This is a genomic window from Citrobacter sp. LUTT5 (genome assembly GCF_009905315.1).
Taxonomy (GTDB): domain Bacteria; phylum Pseudomonadota; class Gammaproteobacteria; order Enterobacterales; family Enterobacteriaceae; genus Citrobacter; species Citrobacter freundii.
The window spans coordinates 2,041,051-2,063,271 of the sequence record NZ_CP047606.1; the positions used below are offsets into that span (position 1 = coordinate 2,041,051).

The 22,221-nt window shown below is 48.9% G+C and carries 25 protein-coding genes; 17 read left to right on the forward strand and 8 right to left on the reverse strand.

Features of this window, described 5'->3' with window-relative positions; genetic code table 11:
- Genes GUC46_RS09750 through GUC46_RS09765 form a run of 4 tightly spaced genes read left to right on the forward strand, consistent with a single transcriptional unit; the run spans position 1 to position 5,494 of the window.
- On the forward strand, positions 1-399 hold the full coding sequence (locus GUC46_RS09750) for a hypothetical protein (protein ID WP_023993424.1): 399 nt from the start codon (positions 1-3) through the stop codon (positions 397-399).
- Entirely contained in the window at positions 399-3,116 is a 2,718-nt protein-coding gene (locus GUC46_RS09755) for a DUF1983 domain-containing protein (RefSeq protein WP_136346193.1), read from the forward strand. The genes GUC46_RS09750 and GUC46_RS09755 overlap by 1 nt, the downstream gene beginning before the upstream one ends.
- Before the next feature lie 2 nt (positions 3,117-3,118).
- On the forward strand, positions 3,119-4,063 hold the full coding sequence (locus GUC46_RS09760) for a DUF6453 family protein (RefSeq protein WP_160180161.1): 945 nt from the start codon (positions 3,119-3,121) through the stop codon (positions 4,061-4,063).
- A gap of 9 nt (positions 4,064-4,072) precedes the next feature.
- The gene (locus GUC46_RS09765; RefSeq protein WP_160180163.1) at positions 4,073-5,494 is read left to right on the forward strand and encodes a phage tail protein; all 1,422 of its coding nucleotides are present in this window, start codon (positions 4,073-4,075) and stop codon (positions 5,492-5,494) included.
- A gap of 138 nt (positions 5,495-5,632) precedes the next feature.
- Here GUC46_RS09765 and GUC46_RS09770 read toward each other — a convergent pair whose 3' ends face one another.
- Positions 5,633-5,875, reverse strand: coding sequence for a DinI family protein (locus tag GUC46_RS09770; RefSeq protein ID WP_000497432.1), 243 nt, complete (start codon positions 5,873-5,875; stop codon positions 5,633-5,635).
- A 21-nt stretch (positions 5,876-5,896) separates the two neighbouring features.
- Between GUC46_RS09770 and GUC46_RS09775 the strand changes: the two genes are divergently transcribed.
- The 3 genes from GUC46_RS09775 to GUC46_RS09785 all read left to right on the forward strand — a co-directional run bounded on the left by GUC46_RS09775 (position 5,897) and on the right by GUC46_RS09785 (position 8,836).
- A complete protein-coding gene (locus GUC46_RS09775) occupies positions 5,897-6,343 on the forward strand; it encodes a S24 family peptidase (protein ID WP_225990944.1) in 447 nt (148 codons plus the stop codon).
- Positions 6,344-6,729: 386 nt separating this feature from the next.
- Positions 6,730-8,226, forward strand: coding sequence for a FliC/FljB family flagellin (locus GUC46_RS09780; RefSeq protein ID WP_130714571.1), 1,497 nt, complete (start codon positions 6,730-6,732; stop codon positions 8,224-8,226).
- A gap of 85 nt (positions 8,227-8,311) precedes the next feature.
- Positions 8,312-8,836 (forward strand): phase 1 flagellin transcriptional repressor, encoded by a 525-nt coding sequence (locus GUC46_RS09785; protein ID WP_130714572.1) that lies wholly within the window; start codon positions 8,312-8,314, stop codon positions 8,834-8,836.
- Between the two features lie 324 nt (positions 8,837-9,160).
- Here GUC46_RS09785 and GUC46_RS09790 read toward each other — a convergent pair whose 3' ends face one another.
- Positions 9,161-9,505 (reverse strand): hypothetical protein, encoded by a 345-nt coding sequence (locus GUC46_RS09790; protein WP_106902148.1) that lies wholly within the window; start codon positions 9,503-9,505, stop codon positions 9,161-9,163.
- 203 nt (positions 9,506-9,708) lie between these two features.
- Here GUC46_RS09790 and GUC46_RS09795 point away from each other — a divergent pair, with 203 nt between their 5' ends.
- Positions 9,709-10,398, forward strand: a complete 690-nt coding sequence (locus GUC46_RS09795) for a DUF1571 domain-containing protein (RefSeq protein WP_121540181.1) — start codon at positions 9,709-9,711, stop codon at positions 10,396-10,398.
- 13 nt (positions 10,399-10,411) lie between these two features.
- On the forward strand, positions 10,412-10,882 hold the full coding sequence (locus GUC46_RS09800; RefSeq protein ID WP_003839113.1) for an SRPBCC family protein: 471 nt from the start codon (positions 10,412-10,414) through the stop codon (positions 10,880-10,882).
- Positions 10,883-11,017: 135 nt separating this feature from the next.
- On the opposite strand, the gene GUC46_RS09805 is transcribed toward GUC46_RS09800, so the two are convergent.
- Complete coding sequence (locus GUC46_RS09805; RefSeq protein ID WP_236654166.1) at positions 11,018-11,926, reverse strand: patatin-like phospholipase family protein; 909 nt, start codon at positions 11,924-11,926, stop codon at positions 11,018-11,020.
- 331 nt (positions 11,927-12,257) lie between these two features.
- Here GUC46_RS09805 and GUC46_RS09810 point away from each other — a divergent pair, with 331 nt between their 5' ends.
- From GUC46_RS09810 to GUC46_RS09825, 4 genes are all read left to right on the forward strand, one after another.
- A complete protein-coding gene (locus GUC46_RS09810; RefSeq protein ID WP_130714574.1) occupies positions 12,258-13,400 on the forward strand; it encodes a transglutaminase-like domain-containing protein in 1,143 nt (380 codons plus the stop codon).
- A complete protein-coding gene (locus GUC46_RS09815; RefSeq protein ID WP_044711102.1) occupies positions 13,378-13,734 on the forward strand; it encodes a mercuric transporter MerT family protein in 357 nt (118 codons plus the stop codon). The genes GUC46_RS09810 and GUC46_RS09815 overlap by 23 nt, the downstream gene beginning before the upstream one ends.
- On the forward strand, positions 13,731-14,012 hold the full coding sequence (locus GUC46_RS09820; RefSeq protein ID WP_032936843.1) for a heavy-metal-associated domain-containing protein: 282 nt from the start codon (positions 13,731-13,733) through the stop codon (positions 14,010-14,012). The genes GUC46_RS09815 and GUC46_RS09820 overlap by 4 nt, the downstream gene beginning before the upstream one ends.
- A gap of 209 nt (positions 14,013-14,221) precedes the next feature.
- Positions 14,222-14,887, forward strand: coding sequence for a YecA family protein (locus tag GUC46_RS09825; protein ID WP_044701508.1), 666 nt, complete (start codon positions 14,222-14,224; stop codon positions 14,885-14,887).
- A 26-nt stretch (positions 14,888-14,913) separates the two neighbouring features.
- Here the strand turns inward: GUC46_RS09825 and tyrP are convergent, their stop codons facing one another.
- Positions 14,914-16,125, reverse strand: coding sequence for a tyrosine transporter TyrP (gene tyrP / locus GUC46_RS09830; protein ID WP_044711101.1), 1,212 nt, complete (start codon positions 16,123-16,125; stop codon positions 14,914-14,916).
- Positions 16,126-16,351: 226 nt separating this feature from the next.
- On the opposite strand from tyrP, the gene GUC46_RS09835 reads away from it, so the two are divergent.
- Positions 16,352-16,591, forward strand: coding sequence for a YecH family metal-binding protein (locus tag GUC46_RS09835; RefSeq protein ID WP_044711100.1), 240 nt, complete (start codon positions 16,352-16,354; stop codon positions 16,589-16,591).
- 45 nt (positions 16,592-16,636) lie between these two features.
- Here GUC46_RS09835 and ftnA read toward each other — a convergent pair whose 3' ends face one another.
- Complete coding sequence (gene ftnA / locus GUC46_RS09840) at positions 16,637-17,134, reverse strand: non-heme ferritin (protein ID WP_003034588.1); 498 nt, start codon at positions 17,132-17,134, stop codon at positions 16,637-16,639.
- Positions 17,135-17,328: 194 nt separating this feature from the next.
- Positions 17,329-17,664 carry a YecR family lipoprotein gene (gene yecR, locus GUC46_RS09845; RefSeq protein ID WP_003034590.1) on the reverse strand — a complete coding sequence of 112 codons (336 nt, stop codon included), beginning with the start codon at positions 17,662-17,664 and terminating at the stop codon, positions 17,329-17,331.
- Positions 17,665-17,931: 267 nt separating this feature from the next.
- Here yecR and GUC46_RS09850 point away from each other — a divergent pair, with 267 nt between their 5' ends.
- Positions 17,932-18,570 carry an RpiB/LacA/LacB family sugar-phosphate isomerase gene (locus GUC46_RS09850; protein WP_003034591.1) on the forward strand — a complete coding sequence of 213 codons (639 nt, stop codon included), beginning with the start codon at positions 17,932-17,934 and terminating at the stop codon, positions 18,568-18,570.
- 33 nt (positions 18,571-18,603) lie between these two features.
- Here the strand turns inward: GUC46_RS09850 and GUC46_RS09855 are convergent, their stop codons facing one another.
- On the reverse strand, positions 18,604-20,025 hold the full coding sequence (locus tag GUC46_RS09855; RefSeq protein ID WP_130714575.1) for an MFS transporter: 1,422 nt from the start codon (positions 20,023-20,025) through the stop codon (positions 18,604-18,606).
- A 130-nt stretch (positions 20,026-20,155) separates the two neighbouring features.
- Between GUC46_RS09855 and GUC46_RS09860 the strand changes: the two genes are divergently transcribed.
- On the forward strand, positions 20,156-20,407 hold the full coding sequence (locus GUC46_RS09860; RefSeq protein ID WP_003034595.1) for a DUF2766 family protein: 252 nt from the start codon (positions 20,156-20,158) through the stop codon (positions 20,405-20,407).
- 139 nt (positions 20,408-20,546) lie between these two features.
- Here GUC46_RS09860 and GUC46_RS09865 read toward each other — a convergent pair whose 3' ends face one another.
- Positions 20,547-21,050, reverse strand: coding sequence for a non-heme ferritin-like protein (locus GUC46_RS09865; RefSeq protein ID WP_160180166.1), 504 nt, complete (start codon positions 21,048-21,050; stop codon positions 20,547-20,549).
- Between the two features lie 552 nt (positions 21,051-21,602).
- On the opposite strand from GUC46_RS09865, the gene GUC46_RS09870 reads away from it, so the two are divergent.
- A complete protein-coding gene (locus tag GUC46_RS09870; protein WP_003844182.1) occupies positions 21,603-22,160 on the forward strand; it encodes a DJ-1/PfpI family protein in 558 nt (185 codons plus the stop codon).
- Positions 22,161-22,221: the final 61 nt, after the last annotated feature.

The following is a 22,221-nucleotide window of genomic DNA, read 5'->3' on the forward strand; positions in this document are numbered from 1 at the left end:
ATGAAGCATCCGGACTGGCATAACAGATTAATCACCGTAATAAGGGCCGCTGAAAAGCGGCCTTTTTTATGGGGCAGTCATGACTGCTGCCTGTTCGCGGCGGACTGCGCTCAGGCCATGTGCGGCGAGGATTTTGCGGCAGGCTGGCGCGGAACCTACGACAGCGAGCATGGGGCTAAAAAGGCGATATTGCGCGGTGGCGGTTCGCTTGAAAAGGTGCTGGCCCGTTATCTCGATGAGGTGCCGGTGAAGCTGGCGCAGCGAGGGGATATTGCCGTGGTTGAAAATGCCGGTGCGCGATGTGCCGGGGTGGTGTATTCCGGCGTTGTGTGGGTGCCTGGCGAAAATGGTCTTGTCAGTCTGCGGGTTAAACCGTTGAGTGTATGGAGGGTGCGTTAATGCCTGCTGCTGTTCCTATTGTTGCCACCATTGCCGCAGGTGTGGCAGCGGCAAATGAAATGTATGCCATTGCGATGGTTATCACCGTCGCCGCACAGATTGCCACTCAGGCGCTGACCAAGACCCCGTCGCTGAATTCCTACCGTGATACGTCTGAACGTAAACAGGTTCTGCGCGCTGCGGCCAGTGCCAAAACCGTTGTTTACGGTCGCTCAACGTCGGCGGGCACTTTGTTCTTTTCCGAAGAGCAGGCTGGCGAACAGGATGATGGCGAAATGCTGCATCTGGCCATTGCCCTGGCGGGGCATCCGTTATCCGGCGTACAGACTGTCTGGCTGGGTGATGAGCCGATCAGTAGCTATCCTGAGCATGCCTTTTTCGAGCTGCACACCAATCGCCAGACGGCGGACCCGTACATGCTGGAAAACTGCCCGTCATGGAAAGAAGACATGATCGGGAAAGGGATCTCCTGGCTGCGCGTATCCCTGAAGTTCAACGCTGAAAAATTCCCGGCAGGTATCCCTAACATCAAGGTCGAAAAGCAGGGGCGGGCTATTTATGACCCGCGCACAGGTTTAACGGGTTACAGCAATAATGCGGCGCTGGTTATCCTGGACTATTACCGCAATTACCTGAAAGTGCCCGACACCGATATTCTCTGGGACCAGTTTAAGGACGCGGCGAATATCTGTGATGAAGATGTGATTACTGGCGGTAATACCGTTGAGAAGCGCTATACCATCAACGGTGAGTTCGATCTCAGTGAAAACAAGGTCAGTATTCTTGAAGGGATGCTGGCAGCATGCGCCGGGGATGTAACGTATACCGCGGGCAAACATGGCCTTCTGGTCGGGGCTTATTATGGTCCTGCGACAGAGGTGATCACTGAGAGCCAGCTGGCCGGTGATATCGAAATCATGCCGGAAGTCTCTCAGGCGGAACGTGTTAACACTATCAAGGGGACATTTGTTGATCCGCAGCAGGGCTATACCGAAGCGGATTTCCCATCAGTGTCTGTCAGTGAATGGGTGACGGAAGACGGCGTGGAAATATCGCAGGATATGAAGCTGCGATTTGTGACCTCTGAATTTCAGGCCCAGCGGCTGGCTGACGTGAAGTTAAAGCGCACCCGCATCGCCAGAACCATGAACGTTACGTTGAACCTGAGCGGATATCGTTACCGTCCGGGAATGTATGTGAAGGTGAATTTCCCGTCTATCGGTATTGTTAACGTTGAGATGCGGGTAACGGACTGGAAATTTGGCGTGCAGAACGGTGTGCAACTGACGCTGAAGCAGGAAACGGCAGATGTCTGGGGCGATGCCATTGGTAAACCGATTGAGCGACCGCCGTTCACTCAGTTGCCATCAGGCGGAGTGGCGCAGCCGCAGAACCTGAAATATACCGTGGAGGAAATCGGTCAGGTCGTACAGGGCATTTTGTCCTGGCAGAATATCGGGCAGGTGGTTTACAACAAAGTGATCATTCGCCGCAATGGTCAAATGGTCATGTCCGTCCAGGTTCCGGGGACGTTTACGCGTCTTACCGGGTTACCGAAAAACACCTACACAGCCCACGTTATTGCCGTAAACCAGATGGGAGCCGAGTCGCCAGAAGGATATCTGGAATTCAGTATCGAAGCCCCGCCAGCACCTTCCCATGTTGATATTGAACAGGGTTTCTTTGCCGTCACGTTGATCCCGCGTCTGGCTGTAATTACCAGTGTTTCCACACAGTTCGATTTCTGGACGTCTGGCGAAACAAAGCTACCCAACACCTCAACAGCCACGGTGGAAGGGAATTCCAGCCGCGAGGGGATGGGAACGACCTGGACAAGTAATCAGTTAAAGATCGGCCATACCTATTACTGGTACATCAGGACGATAAATGCCTTTGGCGCCTCCGGATTTATCGAGGTTCCGGCATTGTGTTCTATGGACACAGGCGGTTTGTTCGATCTCATTGATGACGGGATACAGAAGTCAGATGCGTTCCAGAATGTTAAAAATGGCGTTGATACTAACCTGCAAGGCGTTATGGAAAATGCACTGGCGAACCATGGCACAGTAGAACATCAGTGGATGCAGTACGGCGAAGTTCGCGCTGAAATCCTAGTGGTTAAAACAACCGTTGCGACAGCCGAGCAGGGGCTCGCTGACCTGTCCAGTTATGTTCAGGCGTCAATCGGACCAGAAGGCACTTTGACTGCTGCGGTTAACCAGAAACTGACCGCTGAAGTAAATATTGATGGAACGGCAAAAGCTTCTTATGTCACTAATCTCGGCATTGTCAGGAATGGAGTGAAATACAGCACCGGGTTCGGTATGTCGATTGAGCCATCGGGGAACAGCTATAAATCCACAGTGGTTTTTGCTGCTGATCAGTTTGGTATTTATTCCGGAAGTGATCCGGGCAACTACACTGCTGCGTTCTTTGTCTATAACGGACAGGTATTTATCCGTGATGCACTAATTCAAGATGGCAGTATTACCAATGCAAAAATTGGTAATTATATCCAGTCGAATAACTTCGTTGCTGGCTCAGCTGGCTGGCGCATTGATAAAAATGGAAACGCTGAATTGCATGGGAAACTCTATGCCGACAGCGGGAATTTCTCTTTTAACGGGATAAATAACAAAGTCGTAATCGATGGTTATGGACTTCTCGTTAATCTGACAAATGGTGGGAATGTTCAGATCGGCACATTCAGGGGGTAATAATGTCGGAGGGGATTTTTATTAATTACAACGACGGCCGTCCGGTGATGGCAATTACTGCGGGGTTGCGTGCCCCCAGTTTTTGCACAACGTTCTCGGGCTGGTCATCCCAGTCAATGCAGTACCCGGTCAATACGCCACTTGTTCCCGGCTCACTGGCTATCGTGGTGCCCACCAATCCCATTTACATCTATTCCTTCGCTGAATTTGATGTGGCCATTATGACAGGAGTCACCAGAAACGGGGACGCCGGGGTCATCATTGGTGCTGAGACAATCGGTGGTAAAGCCCTTACTCCGGATTGGTCAGGCTACGTCATGGAGCTGCTGCCCGCGGTAACTTATAACGAAGGGCTGTTTGTTTCAAACTCGACTGACTTCACCGCCATATCCAATCAGGCCGCGCTGATGACCTGCGCTTATTCCGGGCGCATTACGGTTAACGGCAGCGCGCCGCTTCCGGTGGGCGGTATTCCTTTCGGTAAATGGGATAACCCGAATGTGTCGGTGGGGTTTGATGGCGGCAATATCATCGTTCGCGATATTTCCTACACCGGGCGGGACGATGTGGCCGGAACGGCGACGATAGACCTGGTGATATTCAATCAGACAGCACCAGTCGGTGGCGACGGTATCACAATGACCAACGCCGCAGGCCAGGTCACGTTCTCCACGCTGAAACGCCCGTTTGTCTATGACCGCCAAATTCAGATTACTGACGCATTTCAGGATATTGGCGGTGGATTCTGCCAGATAGTCTATACCGGCGTTCAGGTACGAATGATAGGTGGATGGGGAAATATCAGAACCAAAGGCGTGGTCATGTCTGGCGGTAGCGTCCGGTCAGCCTACAACAAAGTATTTGCGGACCGCAATTCTGGTGCATGGGATATGACCCGTAACAGAAATATCGCCATGCCCATTCTTATTCTTCCGAACATGTATTAAGGAACCACCATGTCTGCAGGTGTTATTCAGTTAACTCATAACTCAGCAACAGTTCTTGGCTATCAGACCTCTTTTAGTACGACGCTTCAGCCTGGCGACTTTGTCGTTTCTGTGGTGGGCGGCATAGCCTACACCCTTCCGGTAAAATCCATTGAGAGCAATGATTCGCTGACACTGGTCAGTGCCTTTACTGGTCCGACAGCAAATAACCTGGCCTGGGATGCCGTTCCTCGTGTGGCGCTGAATATGGTTACTGCCGCAATGGTCGTTCAGAATACCCAGGCGCTTCTCGGTCTGAATTACGACAAACAGAACTGGCAGCAGGTATTCAGCAGCAGCGGAGATGTCACGGTAAAATTGCCGGATGGCAGTTCATTCACCGGACCAGCATGGGGCGGTATTGCGTCCACACTGAGTGGCCTGGCAAAGAAAGGTGATAACTCTGACATTACCAGCCTTACCGGGCTCACTACCCCGTTGTCACTTACCCAGGGTGGGACGGGGGCGAAAGATGCTGCAGGTGGACGGCAGGCGCTGGAACTGAAATCGGCAGCGACAAGAGATGCCGATGATTCATTAAAAAATTACCAGTCAGGGGAAAAGCTTATAGCCATGCAGGCTGTGACTGATTTTCGTTTAATCTCTGCATATGATTCGATGGAGAATTATCCAAAGGGGATATCAGGAGGACTGACAAAAGGTTCGAGTCTCCCACAATCTGGGTTTGGTGCCACGGATGCAGTCGGGCTGATTAATAACCGGGGATGGCATGATCAGTCAGGGGCTGATACATCTTTTCAGATTGCCTGTAAGGGTATTAATATCGGTTTCCGTGGGGCAGCACTGGCTGGTGGTGCATGGTATTTCTCCCGATTTTATAAATTAAGAACTGAGGCAAATACAACCGTAGACAGCAACGGTTTTATCAAGCAGGCATCACCGATCGTCAATATTTTTGGAAGCGGAAAATTTACTACCAATGAGGAATCGGAAGGAGTCTCTGTCATCAGGACTGCGAAGGGCGAGTATCTCATAAACGGATGTATCGGTCTGAGTTCTGATGCAGCATGGGGGGGTATCGATGGTGGTTTCGAAATCCCAGTCGACAGAAACAAGCAGCCCCGCATCTGGCTGGATTACAAAGTCAATGCTGATGGTTCAATCTTGGTCAGGACATATCACCGGGTTTATCCCTCAGCCCCACCGTTTGCTCAGAACAGAATAGGGAACACTGATATTAACGGTGTATTTACTGAGACAGTAGCTGACGGTGAGCCAGTCGACATCCCGGCGGATTCTTATGTTTCCGTACGTGTGGAAATGCCGGAAGACAGCATCTGGCAACAGAGACTAAGAGAGGCGAAAGAGTCACAGGAGGCTATGATAAAAGCTGAACTTGAACGCCTGCAAAATCAGCAGGAGGCTCAGTAGGACAAATTGACAGGTGCCGCAGCCACGCCGTATGCAAGAGCATGGCTGCGACCGACTGGCTAACGTTCGATAGTGTGAGTATTGAATGATTGCCAGTCGCTGCGGATTGTACTTAAGCAATATGACGGTTCAAGGCGTTTAATCTGAAACCAGCCACATATCAGCCTCTTCAAACATTTCCTGAACAGTACGGCTTATCTGTTCCTTCTCATGCTTGCTGGCGTCAGTGTTGATCGCCGGCAGTGTCATCATCGGTTTAACCCGAACATCAGCATCGGGGAAGATCCGGTGAACCCTCCTGGTCAATTCGCCCAGAATGATATCTTTTGCACCTGGCAGACCATCAAAATTCCTTTTGTCATAAACGAGTTCCACGAACATTGCCTATTGCCTCTTTACTGGATGGATATACAGTATTTATACTGTGTTTTTATCCGGTATTCAAGAGAGGGCGTAAACATGGGCTTTCCTTCACCTGCGGCAGATTACGTTGAAACAAGGATCTCCCTCGACCAGCAGCTAATCAGCCAGCCCGCAGCGACTTATTTCATGCGGGCATCTCGTTCACATTTCAGAGAAGGGATACTGCAGGGGGCGCTGCTTGTGGTAGATGCGTCCCTTACTGCCTGCGATGGCTCGCTGCTGATATGCGCGATAGACGGAGAATTCAGGATCAAGCGATATCGGACTCATCCTCAGCCCCACCTGGTTAATCTGGATAACGGGAGAATGGAATCGCTGCCAGCAGATGATGACGGTTACAGTTCTGCACCCGCTATATTCGGGGTGATCACCTACATCATTAATGATGCAAGGCTGGGGGAGTTTGATGACTGTCCCGTCATGTGATGGCAAAAACAAAAAAGCCCGCACGGGCGGGCAATGACATGCTAATTTTGTGTTCAAATTTATTATGTGCGAGTTGAGTATCGGCATTAACAATGATTAATTTAGTGCTGATTAAAAATGATTCTTAGCAAGGAAATTAATTTCGAGTGATTACGGAGAGTGACAGTTTCTGTGTCGTATGTATTTTGCATTTTTTAAGAACGATGCCCTCGCAAAAGGAGCAAAAAAAAGATGTAATCCACCTGATTTAAGAGTAGGTTTTGTTTAAGTTCTTTTGGAAACAGTTGGTTGTTGAGATTAAAAAAAATAGTAAAGTTTAATTGATTGATGACGATAACTTGAATGACACAGGCAAGCCTGGCGTAATAACCAAAAAGGAATATTTTATGGCACAAGTTATCAATACAAACAGCCTGTCGCTGTTGACCCAGAACAACCTGAACAAATCTCAGTCTTCTCTGAGCTCCGCTATTGAGCGTCTGTCTTCCGGTCTGCGTATCAACAGCGCGAAAGACGATGCTGCAGGTCAGGCGATTGCTAACCGCTTCACCTCTAACATCAAAGGTCTGACTCAGGCGTCCCGTAACGCCAACGATGGTATCTCCATCGCGCAGACCACTGAAGGTTCTCTGTCTGAAATCAACAACAACCTGCAGCGTGTTCGTGAGCTGGCGGTTCAGTCTTCTACCGGTACCAACTCCCAGTCTGACCTCGATTCCATCCAGGCTGAAATCACTCAGCGTCTGAACGAAATCGATCGCGTATCTGGTCAGACCCAGTTCAACGGCGTGAAAGTGCTGGCCAAAGACAACACCCTGACCATCCAGGTTGGTGCCAACGATGGCGAAACCATCGATATCAACCTGCAAGAAATCAACTCCAAAACCCTGGGGCTGGATTCACTGAACGTGCAGAAAAAATATGATGCTACTGACGTTGCAGCAGATCTTAACTTGGGATACAAAGACTCCGCTACTGCATTTGTTACCACTGGTTTTAATGCTGATGCAACAGGTAAGTTGGGTGGATCAGTAACGGCAGCAGCCTTGGGAGATGTTAAATTTGATGCTGCTACAAATAAATACTATGGAGAAGTAACAGCTACTGGCGACGCAACAAAGAGTGGTACATATGAAGTTACTGTTGCTAGCGATGGCAAAGTAACCTTGACAGATACTACTAAGGACACAGCTCCTGCTGGCGCTAAAGTCGTTACCAAACTGCAAGAAAAAGTAACGCCTGACCTTACTGCGGCAAAAGCTGCTCTCGAAAAAGGCGGGGTTTCCAATGCAGAAGCAACTTCCGCAACTTTGGTTAAGGTGTCCTTTACTGATAAAAATGATAAAGCAATTGATGGCGGTTATGCGCTGAAAACTGCTAGCGGAAAATATTATGCTGCATCAGTTGACGAATCTAACAAAATATCCATTAAAGAAGTAGCATATACTGATAAGGATGGTAAGTCTCAGACTGCTGCAGTTCAACTCGGCGGTGTCAATGGTAAAACCGAAATTGCTACTGTAGGTGGTAAGGACTATCTTGCAGAGAAAGTAAAAAATCACAATTTCAAAACTGAACCTAAAGTGAATGAAATTGCGACTGCTACTACCGAAAGCCCGCTGGCTAAAATCGACGCGGCTCTGGCGAAAGTTGCTGACCTGCGTTCCGACCTGGGTGCGGTACAGAACCGTTTCAACTCTACCATTACCAACCTGGGTAACACCGTAAACAACCTGTCTGAAGCCCGTAGCCGTATCGAAGATGCTGACTACGCGACCGAAGTGTCCAACATGTCTCGTGCAAACATTCTGCAACAGGCAGGTACTTCTGTACTGGCACAGGCTAACCAGACCACGCAGAACGTCCTGTCTCTGCTGCGTTAATTTACGCTTACTGCGCAAACCCCGCTTCCACGGGGTTTTTTTTCGTTTAGAATAATGCTTTCAGGATTGAATGGATGTTCTGATAATGAATGATATTTCTTATGGGCGAGTGGCTGAAAAGTGGCCACGTGACTATTCAATGTTCGCTCGTCGGATACAGTTTCTGCGTTTTCATGATTGTCCGGTTAAGATGGTTAGCTGCAATGGGCAGTCGATCATTGGTTACATCTCAAAATTCAATCAGAATGAGAACTTAATTCTGGCGTCAGATGTTCCCAAAGGAAGCAACAGAATTGAAGTAAAACTTGAGTCTCTTGCCTCTCTTGAAGAGCTAAATGATAACTCTGATATTTGTACTGCGTTAGTGATGAACGGAACATTCAATACCCAGCCACATAAGCCAACAAAGCAGGATTTCTTTTCGATATGCAATAAGTGTTTCAAGCAAGGGGTTGGCATCAGGGTTTATATGCTTGATGGCAGAATTATTGTAGGTGATACCACTGGTGTTAATGCTTGCCATGTTGGAATTAAAGTACCTGAAGGCAACCATATGCAAATCATGTTTGATTGGGTTAGTAGGATCACTTCATCAGATTATGTTGAATAGGGCTCAGGTAGTCTCGCACAGCGGATCTTCACAACTGTAAAAGCTTCACCATTGGGGTCCGGTGGTTAGCGGTAACCTTTTGAATGTTCAGATAATAAAAAAATGAATTAATGGTGAAATAATCCTTTAACTTGTTGATTACTATAGATAACACGCATGATTTAAAATCCCTCGGCGTTCGCGCTGTGTGGGTTCAAGTCCCACTCCGGGTACCATGGGAAAGAACAGAATAATCAAAGCAATAAGCAGTGTCGTGAAACCACCTACGGGTGGTTTTTTTGTGCCTGTTTTTTACAAGCATAGAACTCACTATTGCACATCAATCTATCGCCGAATCGGCGCGTTAAACAAAAAGCCCCCTCGGGCAGGGTTGTTGATAAAACCATCGCGGGCGGGATTATAGTTGTGGTCCTGGAAACCATTCATCAGGATGGGATCGCCAAAGTCATCCTGTATCGCCAGATGTCTGTGGATTCGGTTTCGTGCCCTGAACGTGAAAACGAAATCATCCGTCCCGCCAATGATGATCACGCCATTACCGGCTTGAAGTGCCGCGCTTAACTCTTGCTCTCTGACGGCCTGGTTTTGTAACGTGCTGGATGTGGCAGAAGATGACGACAGCAGCAGTAATATGAGAACGGCGCATGAAAATACCGATGGCAGTTTCATGATTAATACCTATTAAAAGTATAGCTATTAAAGTATAGCTTTATGTTGTCATCTCAACTGAAAAGAAAACCAATAATTTAAACCTGCTGTCCATACTGAGTCTGAGGGCCGGAAGAGTAGTGCCGCGCAGTTAAGAACTATAATAAAAACAGTTGGCAGGTGATAACTCCTGTTTGCCAATCGCACTGGTTCAGGGGGCAGCTATGAACATTTCATCTTCCCCGATAGTCATGTTCGCAGCATTGCTCACCTTTAGTTGCGCAGCATATTCGGTGGAAAAAGGGAATATCTTTTCGCAGAATGCCAGGTCTATGGATCCCATCGCATTTTCTCAACAGTCATTTAAAAACCTGACGTCTTATCAGGTCATGATGCGCTCTTCGTCGCCATCCGATGAAAGCAAAATTATTCGCTATAGCTTTCAAAAGCCTGGGTATGTGCGGATGGATTTTACCCAACCGCATTCAGGAGCGGTGCTTATCTTTAATCCTGTCAGCGGTAAAGTGACGTTATGGCCATTTGGTGTGGGTTCTTTGCCTATTTTGCGCCTGTCGCCTACTAATTCATTGATCCAGGATGAGCGTGGTCATCGGGTGGATCGCTCTGATATCGGCGTGTTGTTGGGCAATATTCGTCATCTGCAACGCGAAGGGACAATGACCACTGTTGGTAAGGAAAACCTTGCAGGACGGGCGACGACGCACGTATCTGTGGTTGGGCCTGGAACAATGGTGGTTGATGGTGTTCACCGCTATGATGTCTGGCTGGATAATTATCACGGACTCCCTGCCAAAGTGATCAGCTATGCGCCAGATGGGCAGCGATTAGAAACTGTGCTTCTGGATGCTTTTGTCATTAATATCCGTTTTCCTGCCAATTTCTTCTCACCCTGAAGGAGGCTGTATTATGGCTGACTATCAGTTTTCCACCGTCTGGCGGGTTGAGGCTTCTATTCAGGAGGTATGGGATGTTTTTTCTCATCCCGATCAGTGGCCTGAATGGTGGGAAAGTCTGGAACGCATTGTTGAAATTAAAAAAGGTGATGTACAGGGCATTGGGGCGCTGCATCGTTATACCTGGAAAGGAGCGCTTCCCTATCGCTTAACCTTTGACATCAACGTGTTAAATATTCTGCCTTGCTCGCTGCTTGAGGGACAAGCCAGTGGGGCGGTAGAAGGGCGAGGTGTGTGGTATTTTTCTGCCAGTGGCGCTGAGACCATCGTCAGATATGACTGGAATGTTCGCACCACAATTCGTTGGATGAATTACCTGGCCCCGCTGGCGGCACCCGTTTTTCGCTGGAATCACGATACGGTCATGCGCGAAGGGGCCAGAGGGTTAGCCCGTAAGCTGGCAACGAATGTACATATATTTTGAGTTCAGTCAGCGTTGAGGATTAATTAGCGTCCTGATATTTAAAATTGCCTCCACTACTGATTAATAACTTAGCGATCTCAGTCAATTTCTTATCATACACGGCGGCATTTTGTAGGCCTGCCTTGCGCAGAAGTTCTAAGTTTTCACGCGATGCGTTATCCAGCGTTGGATCGGCGCCGTATAGTTCAGGCTGAATTCTGTAGTATTTAGAGTTTTTACCGTTGAGGCAATTTGTTGCAGATAATACGCGGTCATCTGTGGCCCCCCCTCTAGCGCGATATCAATAGCCGGTTTTGCCCAGCCAAAGGGGCCCCAGTCCTTAACTTCGGAATAAGAATACCCCTGCAATTTCTTGCCAGTGCCCAGTGAGACAATAATCATATCCTTAATGCCAGCGACATTACTGAATTTAATCGCTTCGGAATAGGCGCAGAGTGCCGGGTCGTTTGCCACCACACCGCCATCAACCAGGACAAATTTTTCGGGTACCGGGGGTAATGAATAAATACGCGCTGCCTCGAAATAGGTGGGAGCTGCTGAGGTACCCCGTAAAGCATCCCTGACCAGGAAGTCCCGATTCTTGGCGAGGGCGGAGTGTTGTTTGAAAATAACAGGAAGACGACTGCTCACGTCATAAGAAACAAAGCAGGTTGGTCTTAATAATTCACTGATTTTTGTTTCACCAAATGCTGTTTTTAATACCCTCTCCAGCTCCTTTGCAGAATATTTTTCATCGCTAGCACCACCCAGTGAACTGATTGTTTTCCAGACGCCGACATCAAAAATTTCATCCCCATCCTGAAGATAGAAATTGACGGCTTCCTGAGCGGAGAACTTGGGCTTTCCTTTCGCATCAGGGCAAACGTAAGCAGAACACAGAATGGCCCCGGTACTGGTACCGGCAACGAGATCGAAGTAATCCGCAATTCTGGCGGCAGGATTTTGTGATATATCCTGCAATTTCTTCTCCAGTGCCACAAGTAGCATACCCGGAAGGATGCCTCTGATCCCGCCACCATCGATAGACAGTATTCTCATTGCCATTTTTATGTCCTCCAAAGATAAGAAACGGGATTTAGGGGTAGGGTTGTTTCCGCTATGGCTGCAGTTAAATATAGACAGGATTTACGCTGAGTTTGTTTCATAAGAAGGGGGCTGGCAGATTGATATCCGCTCACTGCTGTACTTTTTTGCCTGTAAATGGCTTAATAGCGACCTTGTAGTATCTTATTTCATTCACAGTTAACAGGTCTGTTATTGATGAATAACCTCCATCGGCTCACCTTTTTATGTCAGCGTCTGTCTGCTGTGATGATCGTATACGGTTTTTACCTTCTTAGCCGTAGCTCAACTCTTACAACATGGACAGACAGCAATGCAACGTCGACAATTTCTCAAAAATAGCGTTCTCCTTTCGGCCGCCGGTTTAGTCGGTCCTGCGGTTATTAGTCAGACGGTTCACGCCGCTGAGCCATCCGTTGCACCAGTCGCGCGTCGGCGCTTTGTGTTATCCCAGACCTATAAACTTAACCCTCCTAAGGGCTCGAGCGGTGTAGTGAAACTGTGGATCCCGCTTCCTGTAGATACCGCGTTTCAACAAATGACGGCGCTTGCCTTTAGCGGAAACTATAAGCAAGCGTATGTCACCACTAATAATACTTATGGCGCGAAAACGCTGTTTGCCACCTGGCCTGACTCGCAGGGTGAACTGTTGATTAACGTTGATATCGACATTGAAACCGCCGACTGGGAACCGCTGAAGCAAGACGCGTTGAAAACCTGGCAAGCGCCGGAGCAGGTTATTTATCCGCAGGATGTAAAACCGTACCTTTTGCCAACAGCACATACCCCAGTTGATGGGCTGGTTCTGGAAACCGCACGTAAAATCACCGGTAATGAGCAGGATCCGCTGAAAAAAGCACGCCTGATTTACGAGTGGGTGAGTAGCCATATGGAGCGCGATAACGACGTTATCGGCTGCGGCACGGGGGATGTAGCGGAGATCTTAAAAAGCGGTAAGCTCAAAGGAAAATGCACCGACATGAGCTCCGTTTTTGTGGCTCTGGCGCGGGCCAGCGGCATTCCGGCGCGCGAACTGTTTGGTATCCGTCTGGGCAAAGCCAATAAGCTCGAACGTTACTCGAAAAGTGCTTTTGGCAAAGCAGACAGCGCAGGCGTTGCTGATGTGAGCGGTGGGCAACATTGTCGTGCCGAGTTCTATCTGGCCGGTTACGGTTGGTTACCTTGCGATCCTGCTGATGTGACCAAAATGCGTCTTGCAGAGAAAAAATCGCATCAGGACGCTGATGTCCAGGCGGTAAACACTTACCTGTTTGGCAACTGGGAAATGAACTGGGTTGGATTCAACTACGGGCGTGATTTCGAGCTGTATCCGGCAACGGAGCAGGGAGCCATGAACAACTTTGGCTATCCTTACGCTGAAGTCGATGGCGATCCGATCAATTTCTACGATCCTAAAGCGTTCTCCTACAGCTATGTTGCCACAGAACAACGCTAAAGGGGCGGGACTCACCCTGTTGACGGCCGCGGTAGCTGCCGTCACCGCTGGCTTATGCTGCGTTGGACCGCTGCTCTACCTGCTGTTTGGTATTTCGGCGGCGAGCTTTGCTGTTTTCACCCAGTTTGAGTTTTTGCGAATTCCCTTGATGCTGGTGTCATTGGGCTTATTACTGCATGTTTTCTGGCGGCTCTATTTCTCCAGGCGGCTGTGGTGCTCCGGGTGGCTAACTCTGAAGCAAGCGCGCGTTCTCTACTGGTGCGCGCTGGCGTTGATTTTGCCGGTGCTCTTTTATCCAACGCTCGTTGCCTGGTTTTATGAGGTATTTGAATGAAAATCTTCACATTAGTTGCATGCTTGTTGCTGCCGCTGTTGGCTCAGGCGACCAATCAAAAAGTGGTGCTGGATATACAAAATATGACCTGCTCGCTATGCGTTATTTCGGTCAATCAGGCGCTACGTGAAACCGACGGCGTGATTAAAGCAAAGTCCTCCCTAAAAACCCGACAAGCAGAAGCGATTGTGCCAGAAGGTTTCCCAACCGATACTTTACTTAACGCGGTAGCGAAAACGGGCTATACCGCAACGCTCAACCGCATTGAACAACAGTAAATCACCTGCGGGTGGTTTTATTGTGTTTTCCCGGTATGATGCCCGGCGGCTTCGTGTTCTCTTTTGTGTGTTAACTTCCGGAATTCCCCTCGTTTCCTGTTAACCTGAACAGGCGGCAACTGTATGCCGCATATGCCCATTTGTATCTGTTATCCCTCCAGCCATGTAGGATGATCACAGGCAAGATTTTTTGACTAAGGAAAAGCGTTATGAAAACGGGACCATTAAACGAGAGCGAACTGGAATGGCTGGATGATGTACTGACTAAGTACAATACAGACAAGGCTATTCTGGATGTGTCAGAACTGGATGGTTTGCTGACGGCGGTGCTGAGTTCACCGTATGAAATTGAACCAGAGCAGTGGCTGGTCGCTATTTGGGGGGGCGCGCAGTATGTCCCTCGCTGGTCCTCCGAAAAAGAAATGACGCGTTTCATGAACCTGGCGTTTCAACATATGGCGGATACGGCCGATCGTCTGGATGAATATCCTGAGCAGTTTGAGCCGTTGTTTGGTTTGCGTGAAATTGACGATCATGAACTGACCATCGTTGAAGAGTGGTGCTTTGGTTATATGCGCGGCGTTGCACTGTCAGACTGGTCCGCGTTACCGGACACGTTAAAACCAGCACTTGAGGCTATTGCGCTGCACGGTACGGAAGAGAACTTTGCGGTGGTTGAGAAATTGACACCTGAGGCGTTTGAAGAGAGCGTCGATGCCATCCGCCTGGCTGCGCTGGATCTGCATGCTTACTGGATGGCGCATCCTCAGGAAACGCCGGTCAAAGTACCGGTGAAAGTGGATGCCAAAGTAGGGCGCAATGACCCTTGCCCCTGTGGCAGCGGCAAGAAATATAAGCAGTGCTGTTTGCATTAACAGAAAGGGGCGAAAGCCCCTTTGTTTTAACCTACTTCTGGTAGTAATCCTGCTGCAATAGAAAACTGTACTGCTATCACCACAATGCCGCACAAAAATACCAGTGCCAGCGCCGGAGCACCGCCGGCTACGCGGTAGTTGGCCTGCGGATTATGTTTTCTGCTCTGCCAGGCCAGCATCGAGGGAATGAGCAGCGCCAGCACCGCCAGGGCAACGCCCGCATACCCTAATGCCATGACAAAACCACGCGGATAGAACAGCGCGAATGCCAGCGGCGGCAGGAAGGTCACCACGCCGGTTTGCATTCTTCCCGCTACGGTATTGCGGCGCTGGAAGAGGTCAGCCAGGTAGTCAAATAATCCCAATGCAACGCCGAGGAAAGAGGTTGCCAGCGCGAGGTCGGCAAACAGATGTACCGCCAGTTCGACGTGCGGCGAAGCCACGACTTCACGCAATGCCTGCAATAAGCCGTTTAAGCCTGCGTGGTTGGCTAAAAGCCCCATGAACGTTGTCGAGTTAATGCTGCCAAGCGTCGCCAGTTGCCAGAAGATATAGGCGACCAGTGGAATAGCGCTACCCGTAATAAACACCCAACGCAGTTTACGGATGTTACCGTTCATATAGCTGACGATACTGGGAACACTGCCGTGAAAACCGAACGAGGTGAAGATGACCGGGATTGCGGAGAGCGCCAGCCCCTGTTGCAGCGGCAGCGTAAGCAGGTTCACTTTATGGATATGCGGCATTAACAGAGCCAGCATCGCTACCAGGAAGATTATCTTGGCGCTGAATAGCAGACGGTTGAACAGATCAACCAGCGAGGTCCCAACACAAACCACGCCACCGGCAACAAAGGTGAACAGCAGTACGCCTGTTGTCGGAGATATATTTGCTCCGGTCCAGTCGCTGATGCTGGAGGCCAGCAGTTCACCTGCACCACTGATGTACGCCGCCGTCAGGGCATACATTAAAAACATCATGCTAAAGCCCGTTATCCATTGTCCGTAACGACCAAGATAACGTTTTGCCAGTGTACCCAGCCCGGTGTCTGCCGGGACATGTTGATATACTTCAAGCAGCAGCAGCGCGGTGTAGCACATCAACGCCCAAAGACTGACTAACAATACCAACGTGACGCTAAACCCCACGCCTGCCGCAGCCAACGGCATTGCCAACATACCGGCACCAATCGTGGTTCCCGCCACGATAAAAATACTACCCAGGGTTCTGTTTTTCACGCTTTCCTCTGTCCCAGAGATAATCAACGGTTATATCTGCGGCGCAGGTTAAGGCAAAACGCTATGTTCGTCAAATCGCCGTTACAATGGTTGTACATTAATGTTTACGATGTTTTTGACCATTAAGATGTATAACAAATGACATTTATCTGCGGATAAACCTGCGTTAGCGCAAAGCAGCGCCGTGCGGTTCACATTAGGCTACGGTCTTTATTGAGGAGGTAGTATGGAATCTATTCACGGTCACGAAGTGCTCAACATGATGATTGAATCTGGCGAGCAGTATTCAAATGCCAGCCTTGAAGCGGCGATTACGGCACGTTTCGGCGAGCAGGCGCGTTTTCACACTTGTTCCGCGTCAGATATGACGGCAGGCGAGCTGGTGGCGTTTTTAGCGGCGAAGGGAAAGTTTATTGCAAAAGAAGACGGCTTCTCTACGCACGAAAGCAAGATCTGCCGTCACTGATTTTAATGGGTAATGATGGCGGGTTGCCTTCATTACCCCAAAATATTAATTCTGCGTATCAAGCGTAGCCAGTTCTTTATCGATGAAATAAAGACCTTCGCCGCTTTTCCCTGCCAGCGACAGCTTATCAATAACAGATTTAAATAATTTCTCTTCTTCATGCTGCTCGGCAACATACCATTGCAGGAAATTAAAGGTTGGATAATCCTGGTGGGTCATTGCCGCGTGTGCCAGCTCATTAATTTTCTGGGTGATCAGCTGCTCGTGTTCGTAAGTGACACGGAACAGTTCATCCAGAGACGCATATTCAGCAAAAGGGGAAGAAACGGTATTAATACGCGGCAAGCTGCCGGTATCGGTCAGGTAATCGAACAGACGCTGCATGTGCGTCATCTCTTCCTGAGCGTGACGGCGCAAAAACGCGGCGGCACCTTCGAAGCTGTGATAGCTGCACCACGCGCTCATCTGTTGGTAGAGCAGAGATGAATATAATTCAAGATTCATTTGCTCATTCAGTTGGTCGATCATTTCTGTTTTCAGCATGGTTCTGCTCCACAAACATTATTATATATTGACGTGGCGTCACTATAATTTGTTATTTAATTATTTGCAAAAGGTAAAATAATAAATTTATTTATTAAAAATGCGAATGGGAATAAAACGCATTAACGATATTAAGCGGGGGATATAAATAATAAAGTGCTAAAAGACCAGCAAAAATGTGCTGGTCGGAAATATTAATAATTGAATGAGGGGGATTGCGATACTGCGACACCATGACACTGCCAGGCGAGTGTAATTTTGGTATTTAAGCACAGAGAGCCTGCATATACGCTGCAGGTTGACACCGGCTGACCAAACGCTTCAGCGCTGGCATAGCCCAGGCGCTGACACTCTTTGGTGGCTGTCCCTTGGGTAACGTAGTCATCGGTACGTGCTGTTTGTAACATGGCCTGATTATAAGTCAGGCGAACCACACCAGTGATGGCGCTGGCTTCGCTGACCTGTGCCTGTTTTGTAATTGTGCATCCTGTCAGCACGAGCGGCAAAAGCGCAAGGATAAAGGTCTTCATGAGATCGCTCTGAAAGTTCGAAGATACACTATCATGGCATACAGAGGCCCTCATCAATGGCTTGAATAGCCCGAAGATCATCTGTGATTAATCACAACGAGGTCATTCGTTTGAGGCAATTCTGAACTGTTCAGACAAGAATGTGAGCGCAACTTTGTTTTTTAAAACTAAATTTCATTAAATTTGAAAGTGTGATTGCAAAATAGTAATGTGGCTGAATGTTATGACTTTCAGCGGGCTACCGCAGTGCATTCAGGAGAGTACAGAATGAAAATTGCATTGATGATGGAAAACAGCCAGGCAAGCAAAAACGCCATCATCCATAACGAGCTTAAAGCCGTTGCGGATGAAAAAGGTTTTCCGGTCTATAACGTTGGGATGAGCGATGAAAATGATCATCATCTGACCTATATCCATTTAGGAATTATGGCCAGCATCCTGCTTAATTCCAAAGCGGTTGATTTCGTGGTCACCGGTTGCGGCACGGGCCAGGGGGCAATGATGTCACTGAATATCCATCCGGGTGTGGTGTGTGGTTATTGCCTCGATCCTGCAGATGCGTTCTTGTTCTCTCAGATCAACAACGGCAACGCACTTTCTCTGGCATTCGCCAAAGGTTTTGGCTGGGGTGCTGAGCTGAATGTGCGCTATATGTTTGAAAAAGCGTTCACCGGGCGTAACGGGGAAGGCTACCCACCGGAGCGTAAAGAGCCGCAGGTACGTAACGCCGGTATTCTGAATCAGGTGAAAGCGGCTGTGGTAAAAGAAAATTATCTGGACACGCTGCGCGCTATCGATCCTGAACTGGTGAAAACCGCTGTATCAGGCCCGCGCTTCCAGCAGTGCTTCTTTGAAAACTGCCAGGACAAAGCAATCGAAGCGTTTGTACGCGAGGTAATTGGCTAAATCCTGTTGGCCCGGCAGCGTTCACCCTCCGGGCTACCTGTTCTTGTTCGATACTGTACTTCCTGCATCACGGGTGAGCCGCAGCGTATCCACCATACCTACCAGACAAATAATGGCAATAGCGACAAAGGCCAGCCGGAAACTGATCCCTGGAATATTACCCAATGCCAGCCTTTCACTGATCACATCGCCAATGCGGATCCCAATAGCGGCTAAAGAAATGCCCAATCCTACCGCTAATTGTGTCGCTGTACTGAACAGCGTATTAGCGTAGCTCATTTGTGCCGCGGGGACGTCCGCGAAGGCAAGCGTGCTGACGCCGGTAAACTGAATTGAGCGGAACAAACCGCCCAGATACAACACCAGCAAAATAACCCACACGGGGGTCTGCGGCGTAATTAATGCACAGGCCAGCAGCGCCAGAACGTTAAGTGCACCGTTAATCAACAGCAGTTTCTTAAAGCCCAGCCAACGAATCAACGGTGTGGTGGCCGGTTTAATCGTCAGATTGCCCACAAATACCGCCAGCACCAGCGAACCCGCGTGAAAAGCGTTCATGCCAAAACCTACCTGAAACATTAACGGCAGCAGAAACGGCACGGCGCTGATAGAGGCACGAAACAGCGATCCGCCATACATGGTGACGCGAAAAGTAGGGACGTTCATGGCATCAAGGCGAATCATTGGCCATGCGGCGCGACGAAAATGATGCAGGGCAAACAGAAATGTCACTGTTCCTAGCGCCAAAAGTCCGGTGGTCAGCCAGCCCTGAGGCTGTTGGGTTCCCAGTAACTCCATGGCATACACCAGGCTTACCATCGCTACAGAGGTTGCGATAAATCCCGTTATATCAAATGGGCGGCGCTCGTCGTCATGAATATCCGGGATAAAACGTAGCGCCAGCGCAATCGCCAGTATCCCGAGCGGTACATTGATGAAGAAGATCCAACGCCAGTTGGCATAGCTGGTAATGAATCCGCCAAGGGGAGGGCCAATGATGGGGGCGACTAACGCGGGCCAGGTCAGGGTCGCAATAGCGGTGATCAACTGATGTTTAGGCGTGGTACGCAATACCGCAAGTCGGCCAACCGGAACCATTAGCGCGCCACCTACACCCTGTAAGATTCGCATGGCGACAAAGCTCTCAAGGCTTTCGGAAAAACCGCATAAAACCGAGGCGAGAGTAAATATCGCCAGCGCCAGGGTAAACACCTTTCGGGCGCCGAAGCGATCCGCAATCCAGCCGCTGGCGGGAATCAGCACCGCGAGGGTGATCAGATAGGCGCTGATACCTATGTTCAGGTCTACCGCTTGCACGGCAAAACTCTTCGCCATGTCGGGCAGTGCGGTGGCAATCACCGTGCCGTCAATAAACTCCATAAAGAAAGCCCCGGCAACAAGTAATGCAGCCGGGGATAGACCGCGTTTGTTCTCAACCGCTAAATGTTCACTCATGTTGTGCTTGCCATCTCAAAAGAAACTGACTGGATCTATTTTTATTTTCCAGCGCATTCGTAATGCATGCGCGGCTATCGTTTCGTTCGTTGAATAGGTACTATGACGACCTTTCTATAAGGAGCTCACTATGTCCCAAACACTGAATGCCGATCAGGAACTGCTCTCGGACGTTGTTGCCTGTCAGCTGGTTATCAAGCAGATTCTGGATGTTCTTGATGTTATTGCCCCAGTAGAAGTGCGGGAGAAAATGTCCAGCCAACTGAAAAGCATCGATTTCTCCAGCCATCCTGCGGGCGCCGATCCGGTTACTATGCGCGCAATACAAAAAGCAGTTGCCTTGATCGAGTTGAAATTCACGCCGCAGAATGAATCTCACTAAAATAAACCGTTGTTTCAGGTTTTAGAAAGGTTTTTTTGCGCCTCGCAGAATGAGAGGCGTGAGCGTAGAGAAAATTAAGCACCAGCCGGATAAGGTGCGTCGCATCGTTATCCGGCATTAACATGATGAAAATTGAAGATTAGTGATGTTGATAGTTCACGACGTTCAGCAGATGCTTATCGGTTTGCGCCATGCACAGTCCCGCACGTTTAGCGCTGCGGACTTCATCAAGAATCGTCTGTAACAGCACGCCATCCTGCTGCTGCTCTTTTTCCAGATCGTGAAGAAAATCAATGGTTGTTGCATCATTCAAGGCTTCTGCTTCATTGGTCAAGCGTGATAGCTTGCTGTAACGCTGTTGGTATTCATCCAGCGTTTTCTGAAACAGTTCTTCAAGAGAAGTTAGTTCATCACCCGGAACATCAATTGCCTTGACGATGGGGTTAGCTCCGGCACTTTTCATAAAATTGAACATACGCATCATTTGAGTCACGTTACATTGTGCCTGAGTGCGTAGAAAGGTTGCGGTGCCAGTCAGGCTGTGTTCGTAACACCATTCACTGAGATACAGGTAAAGATTCGATGCGTAGAACTCGAGGTTCATTTGTGTGTTGAGTTTATGAACAATTCCAACTGCAGCCATATCAATATCCTTATTTCCAGAAAGGGGGATGTACGTTACTTACGTCAGTGCAACGGGCTGCCGCTACACATCACCTCTACGTACAATTAAAACTGTTAGCAGAATAAATCCGTTCCGCCGGTCCTTTAGTGATCACGAATTATATTCGCTCCCGATCGAGATTCAGCATAACTCCTGTTCCGACTTAAGAAAATCCTTAAATCTGCGTATTTATGATTTTTTACATATTGTCATAGCAATATTAGTTATTTTTCTGCTTGTGTATATAAGTGATGTGAATATAACAGATTGATATTTATGGGATTAAAATGAAGAATTAATATTGAAATGATGTTTCATATCATGAAATGGAATTTCACAATCAGGTATTGTCTGTCACCGGATGATTATCCGGCCTTGGGATGAAGAAATTTCATCATCGCGACGTGTCGGTGAACGAAATCTGCGGCTAATTATTTGCGCCAGATCAGTTTTGTTGAAATTAATAAAGTTAAGCGCCTGAATGATTCGGCATTTATTGTTTGGTGTATTTGGAAAAATCGAGGAGTGTGTATGAAAAAGGTTGCCGTGCTACTGGCACCTGGTTTTGAAGAGGCGGAAGCCATTGTTACCATTGATATTCTGCGCCGCCTGCAGATCGAAGTTGAAACACTGGCCTGCGCCGAGTCCCGTGCGGTGGTGAGCTATCATGACGTGCCGATGGTGACGGACAGCACGCTGGCTGCGCGTCAGACGGATCTTTACGATGCCGTTGTGTTACCGGGCGGGCCGCAGGGCAGCGTTAATCTTGCCGCCAGTAAGGCTGTCATCCAGTTTATCGCTCGCCATGACGAGGCAGGAAAACTCATTTGCCCGGTGTGTTCCGCGGCTGCGCGCGTGCTGGGTGGCAACGGCCTGCTGAAGGGGCGTCGCTACGTGTGTTCAGGGGATCTGTGGCAAAACGTAACGGATGGGGAATATATCGATGCGCCGATTGTGGAAGATGGCAACCTGATTTGCGGTAAAGGGTTAGGGCATATTTTCGATTTTGCATTGACGCTTGCGGCGCGTCTATTGGGAGATGATATTCCGGTTCGCGATCACGCTGACCACATTTATTACCGATGGTAATCATTTTCCCGAATGCTCCGGTATTCGGGAACAAGGATTCGTTGGCTGATGTTATGGACTA

Bases quoted from the DNA above. Each gene is read 5' to 3' on its own strand.
- GUC46_RS09805 (WP_236654166.1), bottom strand. From the start codon at position 11,926: ATGGCAATGAGAATACTGTCTATCGATGGTGGCGGGATCAGAGGCATC.
- GUC46_RS09850 (WP_003034591.1), top strand. From the start codon at position 17,932: ATGAAAATTGCATTGATGATGGAAAACAGCCAGGCAAGCAAAAACGCC.
- GUC46_RS09765 (WP_160180163.1), top strand. From the start codon at position 4,073: ATGTCTGCAGGTGTTATTCAGTTAACTCATAACTCAGCAACAGTTCTT.
- GUC46_RS09750 (WP_023993424.1), top strand. From the start codon at position 1: ATGAAGCATCCGGACTGGCATAACAGATTAATCACCGTAATAAGGGCC.
- GUC46_RS09865 (WP_160180166.1), bottom strand. From the start codon at position 21,050: ATGGCTGCAGTTGGAATTGTTCATAAACTCAACACACAAATGAACCTC.
- GUC46_RS09815 (WP_044711102.1), top strand. From the start codon at position 13,378: ATGTTGCCACAGAACAACGCTAAAGGGGCGGGACTCACCCTGTTGACG.
- ftnA (WP_003034588.1), bottom strand. From the start codon at position 17,134: ATGCTGAAAACAGAAATGATCGACCAACTGAATGAGCAAATGAATCTT.
- GUC46_RS09810 (WP_130714574.1), top strand. From the start codon at position 12,258: ATGCAACGTCGACAATTTCTCAAAAATAGCGTTCTCCTTTCGGCCGCC.
- GUC46_RS09870 (WP_003844182.1), top strand. From the start codon at position 21,603: ATGAAAAAGGTTGCCGTGCTACTGGCACCTGGTTTTGAAGAGGCGGAA.
- GUC46_RS09760 (WP_160180161.1), top strand. From the start codon at position 3,119: ATGTCGGAGGGGATTTTTATTAATTACAACGACGGCCGTCCGGTGATG.
- GUC46_RS09820 (WP_032936843.1), top strand. From the start codon at position 13,731: ATGAAAATCTTCACATTAGTTGCATGCTTGTTGCTGCCGCTGTTGGCT.
- GUC46_RS09775 (WP_225990944.1), top strand. From the start codon at position 5,897: ATGGATATACAGTATTTATACTGTGTTTTTATCCGGTATTCAAGAGAG.
- yecR (WP_003034590.1), bottom strand. From the start codon at position 17,664: ATGAAGACCTTTATCCTTGCGCTTTTGCCGCTCGTGCTGACAGGATGC.
- GUC46_RS09755 (WP_136346193.1), top strand. From the start codon at position 399: ATGCCTGCTGCTGTTCCTATTGTTGCCACCATTGCCGCAGGTGTGGCA.
- GUC46_RS09785 (WP_130714572.1), top strand. From the start codon at position 8,312: ATGAATGATATTTCTTATGGGCGAGTGGCTGAAAAGTGGCCACGTGAC.
- GUC46_RS09770 (WP_000497432.1), bottom strand. From the start codon at position 5,875: ATGTTCGTGGAACTCGTTTATGACAAAAGGAATTTTGATGGTCTGCCA.
- GUC46_RS09790 (WP_106902148.1), bottom strand. From the start codon at position 9,505: ATGAAACTGCCATCGGTATTTTCATGCGCCGTTCTCATATTACTGCTG.
- GUC46_RS09780 (WP_130714571.1), top strand. From the start codon at position 6,730: ATGGCACAAGTTATCAATACAAACAGCCTGTCGCTGTTGACCCAGAAC.
- GUC46_RS09825 (WP_044701508.1), top strand. From the start codon at position 14,222: ATGAAAACGGGACCATTAAACGAGAGCGAACTGGAATGGCTGGATGAT.
- GUC46_RS09835 (WP_044711100.1), top strand. From the start codon at position 16,352: ATGGAATCTATTCACGGTCACGAAGTGCTCAACATGATGATTGAATCT.
- GUC46_RS09855 (WP_130714575.1), bottom strand. From the start codon at position 20,025: ATGAGTGAACATTTAGCGGTTGAGAACAAACGCGGTCTATCCCCGGCT.
- GUC46_RS09795 (WP_121540181.1), top strand. From the start codon at position 9,709: ATGAACATTTCATCTTCCCCGATAGTCATGTTCGCAGCATTGCTCACC.
- GUC46_RS09860 (WP_003034595.1), top strand. From the start codon at position 20,156: ATGTCCCAAACACTGAATGCCGATCAGGAACTGCTCTCGGACGTTGTT.
- GUC46_RS09800 (WP_003839113.1), top strand. From the start codon at position 10,412: ATGGCTGACTATCAGTTTTCCACCGTCTGGCGGGTTGAGGCTTCTATT.